We start from the raw sequence: 16,217 nt of genomic DNA, 5'->3' as shown, positions 1-16,217 counted from the left end.
AAAATTGCCTATTTTTTAATCAGGCAGGCAACCGCCGCTTTGGGCAGACACTGGTTCCAGCAGCATCGCTCCCTTTGTTTACAATAGGTTAACGCCCTGCCTCGGCAATTGGCACGAAGCTTGAATCCTGTCGGGCACTCTCCGGCTCCCACGGGATCGGCGAAGTCGTGCAATCGCGGGGGACCGCAACAGCAAAGGGTGAAACCTTATGAAAATCGTGATGGCAATCATCAAGCCGTTCAAGCTCGACGAGGTGCGCGAAGCGCTCACCGCCGTCGGCATCCAGGGCCTGACCGTCACCGAAGTCAAAGGCTACGGGCGTCAGAAGGGACATACGGAAATCTATCGCGGCGCGGAATACGCGGTCAGCTTCCTGCCCAAGATCAAGATCGAAGTCGCAGTCGGCGCCGACATGGTCGACAAGGCCGTCGAAGCCATCACCGCGGCCGCCAAGACCGGCCAGATCGGCGACGGCAAGATCTTCGTCTTCGGCATCGACCAGGCGGTGCGCATCCGCACCGGCGAAACAGACACCGACGCGCTCTAAGCGGCGACCAGCCATTCCAACGGAGAGTTCTATGAATATACCTTCCACCTTGAAGACGACGGGACGCGCGGCCGCTTCGCTCGCTCTCGTAGCGCTGAGCACCGCCGCCGCCTTCGCGCAGGAGGCCGCTCCAGCGGCAGCGCCGGCCGCACCCGCCGCGCCGACCCCGGTGCTTGATACCGGCAACACCGCCTGGATGCTGACCTCGACGGCGCTGGTGCTGATGATGACCATTCCCGGCCTGGCGCTGTTCTACGGCGGCATGGTGCGCAAGAAGAACGTGCTCGCCACCATCATGCAGAGCTTCGCCATCACCTGCCTGGTGACGGTGCTGTGGTTCATGTTCGGCTATTCGCTCGCCTTCTCCGACGGCGGCGGCACGAACGCCTATATCGGCGGCTTCTCAAAATTCTTCCACCACGGCATCACCACCGCGACGCTGTGGCTGCCGGGCGTGGCGAACATCCCTGAATTGGTCTTCTCGATGTTCCAGCTGACCTTCGCCATCATCACGCCGGCGCTGATCGCCGGCGCCTTCGCCGAGCGCATGAAGTTCTCGGCGCTGCTGATCTTCATGGGCCTGTGGCTGGTCTTCGTCTACGCGCCGATCGCACACTGGGTGTGGGGCGGCGGCTTCCTCGGCTCGGCCGGCGTGCTCGACTTCGCCGGCGGCACGGTCGTCCACATCAATGCCGGCGTCGCGGGTCTCGTCTGCGCGCTCGTTCTCGGCAAGCGCGAGGGCTATGGCACCACCAACATGGCGCCGCACAACCTCGTCTATTCGGTGATCGGCGCCTCGCTGCTGTGGGTCGGCTGGTTCGGCTTCAACGCCGGCTCGGAGCTCGCGGCCGACGGCCTCGCGGGTGCGGCGATGATGAACACGCAGGTCGCCACCGCCGCGGCGGCGCTGGCCTGGATGTTCGCCGAATGGATCGTCGCCAAGAAGCCCTCGGTGCTCGGCATCATCTCCGGGGCCGTCGCCGGCCTGGTCGCGGTGACGCCGGCTTCCGGCTTCGTCAACCCGACCGGCGCCTTCATCGTCGGCATCATCGCCGGCGTCGTCTGCTACCTGTCCGCTGTCAAGCTGAAGCATGCGATGGGCTATGACGACTCGCTCGATGCCTTCGGCGTCCACGGCGTCGGCGGCGTGGTCGGCGCGCTGCTCACCGGCGCGCTCGCCGATCCGGCGATCAATGCGCTCGGCAAGGGCGCGTCGGTCGGCACGCAGATCTACGGCATCGTCTTCACCATCCTGTGGACGGCGATCGCCACCTTCGTGATCCTCTTCATCGTGAAGGCGCTGGTCGGCCTGCGCCCGAGCGCTCAGGAAGAGGTCGAAGGCCTCGACGTCACACAGCACGGCGAAGTGGTGCCGTAAGGCCGGCTCTGCCTATCTCCTTGTCGGCGCAATTCCGAACTTTTCCCGGAATTGCCCCAGGGGCCGGCGGATCCTCCTCCCGCCGGCCCCGGAAAGCCGCGAAGCGGTTTGCGTGGATTTTACTCCCAAGATCCCGTCGTGACGCTCTCGAAAGGGGCTCACGCCTTGAGGCCCGGAACGACCTTCCGGGCCTCCTTTTTTGCCGGCGGACGAGCACGCGGCGTTTCGATCACATTCACTTGATCGCGTATGCGTGAAACACTGGTCTTTCCGGTTCCGTACTGGGATTGCGACCGTCATCGTGGCGTTCACCAAATAACAGGGAAGGAACCAACCGATGAACTTCAAGGATATCTTCCTGGGAGCAATGGCTCTGTCGATGCTCGGCGGCGTTGCACTTGCCGGTGCTCTCGACGAGCCTGACAATATGGCCCCGTTCTTCACCGATTCCAGCATGAAGACCATGAAGTCCGAGGCTGATTTCAAGGCGGCCTGGGCATCGACGGCGAAGGACAAGCAGGACGCGATGATGAAGGAGTGCCAGGACGCGGCGATGAGCAAGCCTCATGCCGAATTCTGCGCCAGCCTGATGATGTACGCCGGTCACAAGTGACCGCAGAAGGTCGGGCCCCAAACGGCCTGAAAAGAAGGATGGCGGGCTCGACGGCCCGCCATTTCCTTTCCGAGGTGCATCTCGGTAAAAGGCCATGGTTAATGCGGCCTTAACCTTCCCACAGATAGTCTGGCAGCCGAATCTGCCGGGGTGCGCCATGCGCCCGGGCCAGGCAACGACTTACGGGGAAGAGCATGCGTTCAGGCGCTTCAGCACCGCTCGCGCTGACCGATACCGGGCACGGCATCCACGCATTCGCGAGGCGGCAGGTCGGGCGGCTGGTGGGCGCCGGCCTTTTCGTGTTCACCGCCTTCGGCGTCGCCAGCCTCGCCACCTGGAACGTCGCCGATCCGAGCTTCTCGCACGCCACCAACAATATCGTCACCAACGCCATGGGCTATACGGGCGCGGTTTTCTCCGACCTCGCCATGCAGTTCTTCGGCCTTGCCGCGGTCGCCGGCCTGGTGCCGGCGGTGGTCTGGGGTTTCCTGCTCTTCTCAGCGCGCTGGGTCGACAGGTTGGCGAAGCGAGGGCTGGCCTGGTTCGGCTTCGCGCTGCTCGCGGCCGCGATCGCCGGTTGCGTCACGCCGCCCAACACCTGGCCGTTGCCGACCGGCCTCGGCGGCGTGTTCGGCGACATGGTGCTGAAGATCCCTGGCATCGCCGTCGGCGGCTATCCGAAGGGCCTTTTCGCCAGCATCATCGCCGTTGTGCTCGCCGCGCCGGCCTTGTGGCTGTTCGCCTATTGCTCGGCGCTGATTGCGCGCAAGAACGGCTTTGCCGTCATGGAGCGTGCCGCCGAGCCTGACCCGCGCGAGCAGGACGAGTTGCTGTTCGACGAAGATGAGGACGAGGGCGACGAAGGCATTCTGGCGCTCGGCGCCGTCACCCATTGGTGGTTGTCGTTCCGCGCCTTCCTGCACCGCCGCGCCGCGCGCCGCAGGCAGGAGCGCGACGAGTTCGAGCCTCCGATGGAGCCGCGGGCGAGCGCCTGGCGGCGCGCCGCCGAACGGGTCGAATCGGCCGAGTTCGCCGAGTCCAGGATGAGCCCCGGCGGCCGCGCCCGCGTCGAGCCGGAATTTTTCGCCGCCATGGTCAACGACCGCAGCGCCTCGGTCGATCCGGTCGACGACGATGACTTCGCCGACGAAGAGGAAGAAGGTATCGATTTCGACGACGAGCAGCCTGCGCCGCGCCGCGCCAACGTGCGCAACTTCCGCTCCGACGCGGCGACCCGCGTCGAGGCCCCGGGACCCCGCCCGGCCCCGGGATCGCGCGCCCAGCGCGAGGCGCAGACCTCGCTGATCGGCTCGGACAAATTCGAGATGCCATCGCTGCATTTCCTGTCCGAGCCGAAGAACGTCGCGCGTGACCCGAGCCTGTCGAAAGACGCGCTGGAGCAGAACGCCAGGCTTCTGGAAGGCGTGCTCGAGGACTTCGGCGTCAAGGGCGAGATCATCCATGTCCGCCCGGGTCCGGTCGTAACACTCTATGAGCTCGAGCCCGCGCCCGGCATCAAGTCCTCGCGCGTCATCGGCCTCTCCGACGACATCGCCCGTTCGATGAGCGCGATCGCCTGCCGCGTCGCCGTCGTGCCCGGCCGCAACGCCATCGGCATCGAATTGCCGAACGCCAAGCGCGAGACGGTCTATCTCAGGGAGATCATGGCGAGCCGCGACTTCGAGACGACCAAGGCGAAGCTGGCGCTGGCGCTCGGCAAGACCATCAACGGCGAGGCGGTCATCGTCGACATCGCCAAGATGCCGCACGTGCTGGTCGCCGGCACCACCGGTTCGGGCAAGTCGGTCGCCATCAACACCATGATCCTGTCGCTGCTCTACCGGCTGACGCCGCAGGAGTGCCGGCTGATCATGATCGACCCGAAGATGCTCGAACTCTCGGTCTATGACGGCATCCCGCATCTTTTGACGCCGGTCGTCACCGATCCGAAGAAGGCGGTGGTGGCGCTGAAATGGACCGTGCGCGAGATGGAAGACCGCTACCGCAAGATGTCCAAGGTCGGCGTGCGCAACATTGACGGCTTCAACGCACGCGTCAGCCAAGCCGAGAAGAAGGGCGAAAAAATCTCGCGCACCGTGCAGACCGGCTTCGATCGCCAGACCGGCGAGGCGATCTACGAGACCGAGGATCTCGATCTCGAGCCGATGCCCTACATCGTGGTCATCATCGACGAGATGGCCGACCTGATGATGGTGGCCGGCAAGGACATCGAAGGGGCGGTGCAGCGCCTGGCGCAGATGGCGCGCGCCGCCGGCATCCACGTCATCATGGCGACGCAGCGCCCGTCGGTCGACGTCATCACCGGCACGATCAAAGCCAATTTCCCGACCCGCATTTCCTTCCAGGTGACGTCGAAGATCGACAGCCGTACGATCCTGGGCGAGCAGGGCGCCGAGCAGCTGCTCGGCATGGGCGACATGCTCTACATGGCCGGCGGCGGCCGCATCCAGCGCGTCCACGGCCCCTTCGTGTCGGACGACGAGGTCGAGAGGATCGTCGGCCATCTCAAGCTGCAAGGCGTGCCGGAATATCTCGACGCCATCACCGAGGACGATGACGAAGACGACGAGGACGGCTCCTCGAGCAGGGGCGGTTCCGGCGGCGGCGGCAATTTCGAGGATTCCGACGACCCCTACGACCAGGCGGTGGCTGTGGTGCTGCGCGACGGCAAGGCCTCGACCAGCTATATCCAGCGGCGGCTCGGCATCGGCTACAACCGCGCCGCCTCGATCATCGAGAAGATGGAGAAGGAAGGCATCGTCGGCCCGGCCAACCATGCCGGCAAACGCGAAATCCTGGTGCCCACGGAAGACGACAAATTCTAGCCGGCGGTGTCCGCCGGCGCCGGCCGGCTTTGAACCTTCCGGCGCGTTCATGCGACCAAGCGCCGTGCGACCCGCCAAACTTAGGCCCAACTGGGGGTCCAGATACAGCCACGACACGAATCACAGGAAGCGACCGGCATGAAGACCCAGACAGATTTCGCCCCGACCCGCCGGCAGGTGCTCGGCCTTGGCCTGGTGCTCGCGGGCGCGGCAGCCATCAATGTCGTGCCGGGCTTCCAGCTTCTGGCGCGGGCGCAGGCGGCGGTTCCACCGGCGGCGCAAAAGATCGCCGACCATTTCTCGTCGGTCAAATCGATGAGCGGCGAATTCGTGCAGTTCGGGCCGAAGGGCGAACAGACCGGCGGCAAGTTCTTCCTCGAACGCCCGGGCAAGATCCGCTTCAACTATGACGGATCGTCGAATTTCCGGGTGATCTCGGACGGCAAGTCGGTGGTGATCCTCAACAAGAAGCTGAACACCTCCGACCTCTATCCGCTGTCGAAGACGCCGCTGAAGCTTCTCCTCGACGACCGGATCGATCTCTCCGGCGGGCGCGTGAAGGCAGTCAAGGAAGAGGACGACCTCACCACCATCCAGCTCTCGGACAAGTCGGTGTTCGGCAATGCCCGGATCACCATGATGTTCGATCCGAAGAGCTACGAGCTGCGCCAGTGGACGATCACCGACGCTCAGGGCAAGGACACGACGGTGATGATCTTCAACGTCAAGGAAGGCGTCTCCATCCCGCCAGACACTTTCGCCATCGATTACACGGCGAACAGAGAGTTGAATACGAAGACGCGGTAGATTCAGCTGTTGCGAAGGTTTCCCAGCGTCGGCGCTGCCCCTCACCCTTACCCTCTCCCCGTGAAGAACGGGAAGAGGGGGGACGCCAGCGTTTGAGCTTGTCCCTTCTCCCCGTCGTTACGGGGAGAAGGTGCCGGTCCACCCTCCGCAGCTGCAGCGCAGCTGCTGCGGAGGACGGGCAGGCGGATGAGGGGCAGCGCGAACGCCGGCGATCGTCGCCCGGCTTGTTTTTGCGGCGCGCGGCTGGCAGAGATCGGCGATCTTTTGCCGGACGTCACAGCATGCCCTTCACCATCGCCACCTGGAACATCAATTCGGTTCGCCTGCGCATGCCGATCGTCGAGCGACTGCTCGAGGAGCACGCGCCGGACGTGCTCTGCCTGCAGGAAACCAAGGTTCCGGACGAGCTCTTTCCCGAAAAGGCCTTCCGCAAGGCGGGCTATGAGCACGTCCTCTTCCATGGCCAGAAGGGCTATCACGGCGTGGCGACCGTGGCGCGCCGGCCGATCGAGCTGGTCGAGAAGCGGCGCTTCTGCGAGATCGACGACAGCCGGCACCTTTCGGTCAAAGTGCAGGCCGGCGGCAGGTCGATCCTGCTGCACAATTTCTACGTTCCGGCCGGCGGCGACGAGCCGGATCCGGAGATCAACCGCAAATTCCGCCACAAGCTCGATTTCGTCGCCGAGATGAACGGCGTGCCGGCGAGCCAGGATGAGGCGTCCGCCTCGATCCTGGTCGGCGACCTCAACATCGCGCCGCAGGAGCACGATGTCTGGTCGCACAAGCAATTGCTCAACGTCGTCAGCCACACGCCGGTCGAGACCGAGAACTTCGAGGCGATGCGGCAAGCCGGTGGCTGGGTCGACCTGATGCGGCTCGACGTGCCCGCCGAGCAGAAGCTCTACACCTGGTGGAGCTATCGCGCGAAGGATTGGGAAGCCTCGGACCGTGGCCGCCGGCTCGACCATGTCTGGTCATCGGCCAATCTGGTGCCGAGCTTCGCCGGCTACGATATCCTCAAGGCGGCGCGCGGCTGGGAGAAGCCGTCGGATCATGTGCCGGTGATTGCGCGGTTCGATCTGGAGTAGGGTTCGACGACGGCGGTTAACGGGCGCAAACCTTGCGTTCGTCATCCTAGGGCGGAGCGTTGCGAAGCGGCGCGCAGACCCTAGGATCCATGCCGTTACCTGTGCCAAAGGATGCAACGACGCAGAACTGAGGAGAAAGCCCGGGGTGGGTCGGTTGGGTCAGGAACCCTCATTTCTGCAACGCGGCGAAGCGTCGACGTCACGGCATGGGATTCTAGGTCTGCGCGCGTCGCTTCGCTCCTTGCTCCGCCCTAGAATGACGACCCTCATCGAGCCGCCCCTTGCGCCTTACCCCATGAACCGCGGCGCGAGCTCCTCGATGCGGGCGATCATCTGCTGGAACTCCTCCAGGATGCGGTCGTGCAACTGCACCGCCAGCTCGGGATATTCCTCCAGGATGCGGCGGAACATCTTGCGGCTCAAGCGGATCACTTCCGAATCGACAGCGGCGGAGGCGCTGGTCAGCCGGTTGGTGTCGGCGATCAGCGCCAGTTCGCTCAGCATGGCGCCAGGGCCGGCCGTGCCGATCGGGACGCGCTCGCCGCCTTGTTCACGATAGAGCACGATGCGCCCGCTGACCACGACATATGCCGAGTCAGCCACGTCGTCTTCGCGGTAGAGCTTATGGTCGGCCTGCAGGAAGGTGTTCTCCGCGCCGAAGGCGAGCAGGCGCAACTGTTCCTGCGTAAAGCCCTGAAAGAGCTTCACGGCGGACAGGATGCGGATGTCGTCATCCAGCGCCATCCTAGCTGTGTCCCCGAGCGGTCAGTCCAGTCCCTCCTTTGGAGCGCCGCGTCCTCCCGGACGCACAAGCGAATGCTCCAACCTTCCAATCGCGCATCGTGCGATGCGTCCAGCGAGCCGATCCATCACCCTCCAGCACCAGGATCGTACCCGAAGCAGTCCCGCCCGACCGCTCTCTTTGCCTTGACGCAATTCCGAACGGAGAACCCGTTTCACACTTTTCCTGGAATTGCTCTAGATCATGAAATGTTTAAGGAACCAGCTTGTAGCCGCCGCTTTCTGTCACAAGAATTTCGGCATTGGAAGGATCGCGCTCAATCTTCTGGCGTAGCCGGTAGACATGGGTTTCCAGCGTGTGCGTGGTGACGCCGGAATTGTAGCCCCACACCTCTTCCAGGAGCACGTCGCGCGTCACCACTTTCTGATCGGCTCGGTAGAGATATTTGATGATCGAGGCCTCCTTTTCGGTCAGCCGCACCTTGGCGCCGCGCGGATCGATCAGAAGCTTCTGGCTGGGCTTGAACGTGTAGGGACCGACCGAGAAGGTGGCGTCCTCGCTCTGCTCGTGCTGGCGCAATTGCGCACGAATGCGCGCCAGGAGCACGGCGAAGCGGAAGGGCTTGGTCACATAGTCGTTGGCGCCGGCCTCGAGGCCCAGGATCGTATCGGAATCGGTGTCGTGGCCGGTCAGCATGATGATCGGCGCCTTGTAGCCGCCCTTGCGCAGGATCTTCACCGCCTCGCGGCCGTCCATGTCGGGCAGGCCGACATCCATGATGAGCAAGTCGACGAGACCGCCGCGCGCCGCGGCGACACCTTTCGCGGCGGTGGATTCCTGCTGCACGTCGAATTCTTCGTAAAGCGCCAGTTGCTCGACGAGGGTGGCTCGCAGGTCGTCGTCGTCGTCAACGATCAGAATGGTGCGTGATGTCATGGATCAATCCGTTGTTTTAAAAAGAATATTCAGTTGACCTCCCCCCATTTATGCGGAAGCTCACCGGCGCAACAGCCGATCACAGTGATTTGTTCCGTGAGACAATCATACAAGAAAAAACGCGCGCGCAATGAGGCGGGTGCATTTTTGCCGAAAGGCCTGCGTGTCCTGGTTGTGCGGGCAAGACCCGGCAACCCGGCGCAGGGGTTCCTGCAAGCCGGCAAAACCGTGTTCCCCTGCGCGCTGGGACGCGGCGGCATCTCCGCCAACAAACGTGAGGGCGACGGCGCAACGCCTCTGGCCGCGATGCGGATGTTGTCGGGGTATTTTCGGAACGACCAGTTTGCCGGGGGGCGCAGGACGAGGCTGGCAATGGCGCCGATCGGCCCGGATCTCGGCTGGTGCGAAGTGCCGGACGACCGCAACTACAATCGGCCGGTGAAGATCCCCTACGGCGCGAGCCATGAGCGGATGCGGCGCGCCGACAATCTCTACGACGTGTGCCTGGTGCTCGACTGGAACATCGCGCCGCGCCGGCGCGGGCGCGGAAGCGCGATCTTCTTCCACCTTGCCCGCCCAGGCTTCACGCCGACGCAAGGCTGCGTGGCGGTGACCGCGCGCACCATGGCGAGGCTGCTGCCGCTGCTGTCGGATAGGACGGTGGTGAAGGTGGTGAGGTAGGCAGTAGGCAGTAGGCAGTAGGCAGTAGGCAGTAGGCAGTAGGCAGTAGGCAGTAGGCAGTAGGCAGTAGGCGTCCCTTTCCCTATTGCCCACTGGCTATTCCTACTGCCTCGGGTCCTGCCAGCCGGAACCCAACAACCCGATCCGGCCAAACTCCCGGTCCATCGCCTTGGTGACGTCCCGGCGCTTGGCACCGATGTCGCGCAGCTGGCTGTCGGAGAGGTCCTCGACGGACTCATGCGGAAGCCGGGCGGCGATCCGCGCCTGACGCAGCCAGTCGATCGCGGTGCGCAGCCAAAGCGTGATGCCGGAGCGGGATTTCGGGGCGGTGTGCGACTTCAGGACGATCTCGGTCATGGCTCTATCCGTGTTCTCCGGACATCAAATCCGGTTTGATGTTGTTTCAGTAAGGCCATCTTGCCGGATTGAAAAATAAACGGGAAACGAGTAGTTTTTGTCCGATTATCAAGTTTTATTTGGAGATCGGATGGCCCGCCTGCTGCCCGGAACGCGTGCGCTGAGAACGTTCGAGGCGGCGGCCAGGCATCTCAATTTCACCCGCGCCGCGGACGAGCTCGGCCTGACGCCGGCGGCGGTCAGCCATCAGATCAAGGAAATCGAGGATCAGCTCGACCTGGTGCTGTTCACGCGCACCAGCCGCACCATACGGCTCACCGAAGCGGGCAACGTTCTGTTCGAAGCCTCGGCCGATGCGCTCGACCTGCTTGGCCGCGCCGTCAGCCGCGCGCGCAAGATGAACAGAGGCACGGCGCTGCTGAAGGTGACGATCGACGCGCAGTTCGCGACGAAGTGGCTGATGCGGCGCGTGGACGGTTTCCGCCGGCAGAAGCCGGGCATAGAGTTGCGCTTCGATATCACCTATGAGGTCAGGGACTTCGAACGGGACGATGTCGATATCGGCATCCGTTTCGGAGCCGGCAAATATCCGGGGCTCTGCGCCCACCGGCTGTTCGAAAACATCATCATCCCCGTCTGCAGCCCGGCGCTGCTCGCCTCGGGCCCGCCGCTGAAGGAGCCGCGCGACCTTTTCCACCACACGCTGGCGCATATCGAATGGTCGCGGCAGGGCGTGACATGGCCGAACTGGAGGATGTGGATGCAGGCGGCCGGCGTCGACGATTTCGACGACAGCCGCACGCTCGTTTTCGGCTCGGCGACCGATGCCACGCAAGCAGCGCTCGACGGCCATGCCGTGGCGCTGGCCGACTTCGCCATGGTGGCCAACGACCTTTCGCAAGGGCGGCTCATCAGGCCCTTCGAGCTTGGCATCAAAGTCGCGCCGGAATTCGCCTATTTCGTCGTCTATCCGGAAGCCATGAAGGATGACGCGCGCATCGTCGCCTTCCGCGATTGGCTCCTCGATGAGGTCGCGAAAGACGCAGACGCTGGGTAGTTTCGCACTTTTTCTTGGAATTAGCCTGCCGGCGCAGCCGGTGCGCCGAACCAGCCGACGATCGCACCCATGATGAGCAGCACGCCCAGCCAGTGGCCGGCGTCGATCAGGGTGAGGTCCCAGCCGAAGCCCTCATAGCGGTGGTTGACCGAAAGCGTGGTGGCGACGAAGCCCAGCCAGAGCACGAAACCGAACAGCAATCCTGCGACCGGGCTTGGCTCGCCGCCGGTTATCGCGCCGACCACCAATGTCAGGATCAGGGCCATCACCAGCTCGGCGATGAAGCTGACGACGAACGGAACGGGCGAGCGCTTCATCGTCGCCGGATCGAGTTTCGCCGCTTTCAGCCACGGCTTGCTCAAGCCCATGTACCAGACGGCGCCGAAGAGCCACGCCACGACAGCGGCAACGATCACCGCGACCCAGTTCACGACCGAAAAATCCATGAAATCCCTCCCCAAATGCATGCCGCCCAGGCGCATAGCGATCCCGGGACAACGGCATGCCTTTCGCCGGGCGATGGAATCCCCGTTCGCCGGCCGCGTCAAGCGGAAGCCGCGGGACCCCATCGCCAGACGGTGGTGCGCTTCACCTCCGCATCCTCCAGCACACGCGTCACCGGCACCTGGTAGACGGCGAGCGATTGCAGCCCCTTCTTCGGTAGATAGGCGCGGCCGGGATCGCCGACGAGGATGTCGGCGCCGCGCGCCGTGAGCGCCGTGAACCACGGCGTCAGCCTGTCCGCCAACGGCTTGTCGTAGAAGACGTCGCCGGCGAGCACGACATCCCAGCCGTCGTCCGTGCCGATGCAGTCCGCATCGAGGAATTCGGCCTTCACGCCATTGGCCTCCAGGTTGAGCGTGATCACCGCCTCGCAAAACGGGTCGATATCGGCGGCAATCACTTGCCTTGCGCCGGCCTTCAAGGCGGCGATGGCGACCATGCCGGAGCCGGAAGCGAAGTCGAGCACGTTTCTTCCGCGCACCGTCGCGGGATGGTCGAGCACATAGCGGGCAAGGCCCTGGCCGCCGGCCCAGGCGAAGGCCCAGAAGGGCGGCGGCAGACCGATCTCGGCCAGCTCCTCCTCGGTGCGCAGCCACAGGTCGTGCGCTTCGTCGGCCAGATGCAGCAGCACCTCCGGCACGTGCGGCGGCGCCATCAGCGCCGTATTGTCGAGGATGAATGTCTTGGCGCTTTTCGGGGTGAGCCTGGTCACGGCGCCGGGTTGAGATCGGCCATGCGGCAGACCTCTTTCCACTCTGCCGGCGTCACCGGCTGCACGGAAAGCCGGCCGAGCCGAACCAGCGCCATCTCGGCCAGCTTCGGATTGGCCTTGACCTGTTCCAGCGTCACCGGCTTCGGCACGTCCTTGAAAGCGCGGATGTCGACGCATTCCCAGCGCGGATCGTCGGTGGTGGTGTCGGGATGCGCGAGTGCGCAGACCTCGGCGATGCCGACGATGTCGAGCCCCTCGTTGGAATGGTAGAAGAAGCCGAGATCGCCGATCCGCATGGCCTTCATGTTGTTTCGGGCGGCGTAGTTGCGCACGCCGTCCCACTGCGTGCCGGCCTTGCCTTTGGCCTTCAGCGCCTCGAAGGAAAAGACCGAGGGTTCGGACTTGAACAGCCAGTAGTTCATCTCAGTTGTCCCATTGCCATTGTCGGTGAGCCATTATTCAGCGCAAACGAACCTCATTCGGTCGCGGGCTTCTGGAAGACCCAGTTCCATGCACGGATCTCGACGCTTTCGAACAGACCTGCCTTGGCATAGGGGTCGGCGGCCGCCAAGGCTTGCGCGGCCGCCATATCCGCCGCCTCGATCATGACCAGGCTGCCTTCGGGCTGGCCGTCGGCATCGAGGAAGGGGCCGGCAAAGGCAAGCTTGCCTTCGCCGATCAGGCCTTCGAGGAACGCCGCATGCGCCGGCCGCGTGTCGGCGCGCAGCTGCAGGCTGCCGGGCTTATCCTTGCAAATCAACGCAAACAGCATCTCTTCAAGCTCCGATGTTCAGATGTCGGTTTCGGTTTTGAGCGGCCGCGTCATCAGCGCCGTCACGGCCTGGCCGATGGTCACCTTGCCGTCGAGGATAGCGGCGACGGCGGAGATGATCGGCGCATCGATGCCGCGCTCAGCGGCGATGCGGGCGGCGATGCCAGCCGTCGGCACGCCTTCGGCGAGCGGCAGGCCGGCAAGCGGCTTGCCCTGGCCGAGCGCCAGGCCGTAGGCGAAATTGCGCGATTGCGCCGAGGAACAGGTGAGCAACAGGTCGCCGAGGCCGGAAAGCCCCATCAGCGTTTCCGGCCTGGCGCCGAAAGCGGCGCCGATGCGGCGCAATTCGACGAAGCCGCGCGTCACCATGGCCGCCTGGGCGCTGGCGCCGAGCCCGGCACCGGTGACGGCGCCGGCGGCGATGGCGAAAACGTTCTTCAGCGCGCCGCCGATCTCGACGCCGATCAGGTCGTCGCTGGAATAGCAGCGCAGGTTCTCGGCCGAGAAGCGGGCGGCAAGGTCGGCCGCCAGTTCTCCGTTGCGGGCTGCGACCACCACCGCCGTCGGCAGGCCGCGCGCGACGTCGGTGGCGAAGCTCGGACCGGAAAGCGCCGCGACCGGATTGTTCGGCAGGCTTTCCTCGACGATCGCCGACAGCAACGCGCCGGTGTCGCGCTCGATGCCCTTGGCACAGAGGACCAGCGGCGCGCCGGCCGGCACATGGCCGGCGGCGGTGGCCAGCACCGCGCGCAGCGACTGCGCAGGCGTCACCGCCAGCACGCAGTCGGCGCCGCTGAGCGCGGCGCCGATGTCGCTCGTGGCGACGATGCCGGGTTCGATCGCGATGCCGGGCAGGTAGCGCGGATTCTCGCCGCGGTCGATCGCGGCCACGGTCTCGTTGTCGCGCGCATAGAGGCGGACAAAATGGCCGGCACGCAGCATGGCCAGCGCCAGCGCCGTGCCCCAGGCGCCGCCGCCCAGTACCGCGACGCGCCAACCGGTCGCAGGCGCCTTGCCGGTCGTGGCTTTCTTGGCCGTGTCTTTCTTCGTCATGCCTTTTTTGATCATGCCTTGGCACCGCGCCGGCCAGAGCCGACCAAGGGGGCGGAAACGCTGTCCAGCGGCCAGCGCGAGCGCGGCGCGAAATCGGCGGCGTTCTCGCCGGCCATGCCGGCGCGCAGCCGCTCGATGCCGGCCCAGGCGATCATCGCCGCATTGTCGGTGCAAAGCTTCTGCGGGGGCGCCACGAATGCAAAGCCGGCTTCGGAACAGAGCGCCTCGAGCGTGGCCTTGATCGTGCGATTGGCGGCCACCCCGCCGGCGACGACCAGCGCGGGGTTCGCCTTGCCGGGAAATTCCTTGCGGAAACGGGCGAGCGCACGCGCGACACGGTCGCCCAGCGCATCGGCCACCGCCGCCTGGAAGGAGGCGCAGATGTCGGCGACGTCCTGGTCGCTGAGCGGCGCGATCGCGCTCGCCGCCTGGCGTACCGCCGTCTTCAGCCCGGAGAAGGAGAAATCCGGCTGCGCCGAGCCCTTCATCGGGCGCGGGAAGGCAAAGCGGCTCGCGTCGCCGCTTGCCGCCGCCTTCTCGACATTCGGCCCGCCCGGATAGGGCAGGCCGAGCATCTTGGCCGTCTTGTCGAAGGCCTCGCCCAGCGCGTCGTCGATGGTCGTCGCCCAGCGCTGGTAGTCGCCGACGCCGCGCACCGCGACGGTCTGGGTGTGGCCGCCGGAGACGAGCAGCAGCAGATAGGGGAAATCGAGACCGTCGGTCAGCCTTGCCGTCAGCGCATGGCCTTCGAGGTGGTTGATTGCGATCAGCGGCTTGTTGGCGGCGGCGGCGATCGCCTTGGCGGTCATCAGTCCGACGATCAGCCCTCCGACCAGACCCGGCCCGGCCGTCGCGGCTATCGCATCGACCTGGTCGAGCGAAACATCCGAATCGGCAAGCGCTGCCTCGATGATCCCGTCCAGCGCCTCGACATGAGCGCGCGCGGCGATCTCCGGCACGACGCCGCCAAAGGCGGCGTGCTCCTCGATCTGACTGAGCACGACATTGGAGAGGATTTCAGGCGCGGAGCCGCCGTCCAGCGCCACAACGCTGGCCGCCGTCTCGTCGCAGCTCGTCTCAATGCCCAGAACGCGGATCAATTCGTCGCTGTCCATGAAGATTGTGTCATCGGTCATTCCCAATTAGGAAAAGGCCCGACAGACCTCGTATGCCGGGGGTTATCACGGACCGCGCGCCATGCAAACAACCTTGAAGATCGGAACCCGCGGCAGCCCGCTGGCGCTCGCCCAAGCGCATGAGACGCGGGCGCGGCTGACGAGGGCGCATGGCCTTCCCGAACAGGCGTTCGAAGTGATGCCGATCTCGACCAGTGGCGACCGCATCCAGGACCGGCCCCTGTCCGAGGCGGGCGGCAAGGGCCTGTTCACCAAGGAGATCGAGGAAGCGCTGCTCGACGGCCGCATCGACATCGCCGTGCATTCCTCGAAGGACATGCCGACGGTGCTGCCCGCCGGGCTGGAGCTTTCCACCTTCCTGCCGCGCGAGGACGCGCGCGACGCCTTCATCGGCAAGACGGCGAAGCGAATCGCCGATCTGCCGCACGGCGCTACGGTCGGCTCGTCGTCGCTCCGGCGCCAGGCGTTGATTCGCCGGATGCGGCCGGATCTCGACGTGGTGGTGTTCCGCGGCAATGTGCAGACGAGACTGCGCAAGCTGGATGAGGGCGTCGCCGAAGGCACCATCCTCGCCTATGCCGGGCTGAAGCGGCTCGGGCTCGAAAGCGTCATCACCGACCTGATGCCGCTGGATGTCTTCCCGCCGGCGCCAGGGCAGGGCGCGATCGGCATCGAAAGCCGCATCGGCGACGGAGCGGTAGAAAAATTGCTTGCGGCCATCCGCGATGTGCCGACCGGCCAGGCGCTGGCCTGCGAGCGCGCCTTCCTCGCCGCGCTCGACGGCTCCTGCCGCACGCCGATCGCCGGCCATGCGACGATATCGGGCGAAAGACTGTCTTTCGCCGGGCTGATCATCTCGCCCGACGGCACCGAATCGCATGAGGTCCGGCTGGACGGTCCGGCCTGGGACGCGGCGGAGATCGGCGCTGAGGCCGCCCGGACGGTGCGCGCCAAGGCCGGCGCAAAATTCTTCGACGGCTGGGCCTGA

At 65.2% G+C, this 16,217-nt stretch carries 18 protein-coding genes; 9 read left to right on the top strand and 9 right to left on the bottom strand.

Going from position 1 to position 16,217, the window contains the following annotated elements; genetic code table 11:
- The first annotated feature begins 208 nt into the window (after positions 1-208).
- From P9236_RS19025 to xth, 6 genes are all read left to right on the top strand, one after another.
- Positions 209-547, top strand: a complete 339-nt coding sequence (locus P9236_RS19025; RefSeq protein ID WP_006327120.1) for a P-II family nitrogen regulator — start codon at positions 209-211, stop codon at positions 545-547.
- Positions 548-578: 31 nt separating this feature from the next.
- Complete coding sequence (locus P9236_RS19020) at positions 579-1,925, top strand: ammonium transporter (protein WP_278076020.1); 1,347 nt, start codon at positions 579-581, stop codon at positions 1,923-1,925.
- 337 nt (positions 1,926-2,262) lie between these two features.
- A complete protein-coding gene (locus tag P9236_RS19015) occupies positions 2,263-2,538 on the top strand; it encodes a hypothetical protein (RefSeq protein WP_278076019.1) in 276 nt (91 codons plus the stop codon).
- A 194-nt stretch (positions 2,539-2,732) separates the two neighbouring features.
- Entirely contained in the window at positions 2,733-5,384 is a 2,652-nt protein-coding gene (locus tag P9236_RS19010; protein WP_278076018.1) for a DNA translocase FtsK, read from the top strand.
- 138 nt (positions 5,385-5,522) lie between these two features.
- Positions 5,523-6,191 carry an outer membrane lipoprotein carrier protein LolA gene (locus tag P9236_RS19005; protein WP_278076017.1) on the top strand — a complete coding sequence of 223 codons (669 nt, stop codon included), beginning with the start codon at positions 5,523-5,525 and terminating at the stop codon, positions 6,189-6,191.
- Between the two features lie 281 nt (positions 6,192-6,472).
- Positions 6,473-7,279: an exodeoxyribonuclease III gene (gene xth, locus P9236_RS19000; RefSeq protein WP_278076016.1), complete on the top strand. Its 807-nt coding sequence runs from the start codon at positions 6,473-6,475 to the stop codon at positions 7,277-7,279.
- 288 nt (positions 7,280-7,567) lie between these two features.
- On the opposite strand, the gene P9236_RS18995 is transcribed toward xth, so the two are convergent.
- Together P9236_RS18995 and P9236_RS18990 are read right to left on the bottom strand one after the other, a co-directional pair.
- Positions 7,568-8,023: a cyclic nucleotide-binding domain-containing protein gene (locus P9236_RS18995; RefSeq protein WP_278076015.1), complete on the bottom strand. Its 456-nt coding sequence runs from the start codon at positions 8,021-8,023 to the stop codon at positions 7,568-7,570.
- 250 nt (positions 8,024-8,273) lie between these two features.
- Complete coding sequence (locus tag P9236_RS18990) at positions 8,274-8,957, bottom strand: response regulator transcription factor (protein ID WP_040974579.1); 684 nt, start codon at positions 8,955-8,957, stop codon at positions 8,274-8,276.
- A gap of 84 nt (positions 8,958-9,041) precedes the next feature.
- Here P9236_RS18990 and P9236_RS18985 point away from each other — a divergent pair, with 84 nt between their 5' ends.
- A complete protein-coding gene (locus P9236_RS18985) occupies positions 9,042-9,638 on the top strand; it encodes a L,D-transpeptidase (protein ID WP_278076014.1) in 597 nt (198 codons plus the stop codon).
- A gap of 102 nt (positions 9,639-9,740) precedes the next feature.
- Here the strand turns inward: P9236_RS18985 and P9236_RS18980 are convergent, their stop codons facing one another.
- On the bottom strand, positions 9,741-9,995 hold the full coding sequence (locus P9236_RS18980) for a hypothetical protein (protein ID WP_278076013.1): 255 nt from the start codon (positions 9,993-9,995) through the stop codon (positions 9,741-9,743).
- Positions 9,996-10,125: 130 nt separating this feature from the next.
- Here P9236_RS18980 and gcvA point away from each other — a divergent pair, with 130 nt between their 5' ends.
- Complete coding sequence (gene gcvA, locus P9236_RS18975) at positions 10,126-11,052, top strand: transcriptional regulator GcvA (RefSeq protein ID WP_278076012.1); 927 nt, start codon at positions 10,126-10,128, stop codon at positions 11,050-11,052.
- Positions 11,053-11,072: 20 nt separating this feature from the next.
- Here the strand turns inward: gcvA and P9236_RS18970 are convergent, their stop codons facing one another.
- From P9236_RS18970 to tsaD, 6 genes are all read right to left on the bottom strand, one after another.
- On the bottom strand, positions 11,073-11,498 hold the full coding sequence (locus tag P9236_RS18970) for a DUF1761 domain-containing protein (RefSeq protein WP_278076011.1): 426 nt from the start codon (positions 11,496-11,498) through the stop codon (positions 11,073-11,075).
- 98 nt (positions 11,499-11,596) lie between these two features.
- Positions 11,597-12,268: a methyltransferase gene (locus P9236_RS18965; RefSeq protein ID WP_278076010.1), complete on the bottom strand. Its 672-nt coding sequence runs from the start codon at positions 12,266-12,268 to the stop codon at positions 11,597-11,599.
- A complete protein-coding gene (locus P9236_RS18960; protein WP_278076009.1) occupies positions 12,265-12,690 on the bottom strand; it encodes an EVE domain-containing protein in 426 nt (141 codons plus the stop codon). The genes P9236_RS18965 and P9236_RS18960 overlap by 4 nt, the downstream gene beginning before the upstream one ends.
- A 53-nt stretch (positions 12,691-12,743) precedes the next feature.
- Complete coding sequence (locus P9236_RS18955; protein WP_278076008.1) at positions 12,744-13,040, bottom strand: YciI-like protein; 297 nt, start codon at positions 13,038-13,040, stop codon at positions 12,744-12,746.
- Positions 13,041-13,058: 18 nt separating this feature from the next.
- Positions 13,059-14,093: an NAD(P)H-dependent glycerol-3-phosphate dehydrogenase gene (locus P9236_RS18950; protein ID WP_278076007.1), complete on the bottom strand. Its 1,035-nt coding sequence runs from the start codon at positions 14,091-14,093 to the stop codon at positions 13,059-13,061.
- Positions 14,094-14,104: 11 nt separating this feature from the next.
- Positions 14,105-15,190: a tRNA (adenosine(37)-N6)-threonylcarbamoyltransferase complex transferase subunit TsaD gene (gene tsaD / locus P9236_RS18945; protein WP_278076047.1), complete on the bottom strand. Its 1,086-nt coding sequence runs from the start codon at positions 15,188-15,190 to the stop codon at positions 14,105-14,107.
- 100 nt (positions 15,191-15,290) lie between these two features.
- Here tsaD and hemC point away from each other — a divergent pair, with 100 nt between their 5' ends.
- The gene (gene hemC, locus P9236_RS18940; protein WP_278076006.1) at positions 15,291-16,217 is read left to right on the top strand and encodes a hydroxymethylbilane synthase; all 927 of its coding nucleotides are present in this window, start codon (positions 15,291-15,293) and stop codon (positions 16,215-16,217) included.

Origin of the sequence: Mesorhizobium sp. WSM4884 (assembly GCF_029625675.1) — a bacterium.
Lineage (GTDB): Bacteria > Pseudomonadota > Alphaproteobacteria > Rhizobiales > Rhizobiaceae > Mesorhizobium.
The sequence above is the reverse complement of the archived record's forward strand: the minus strand, read 5'-3'. Positions and strand labels throughout refer to the sequence as shown.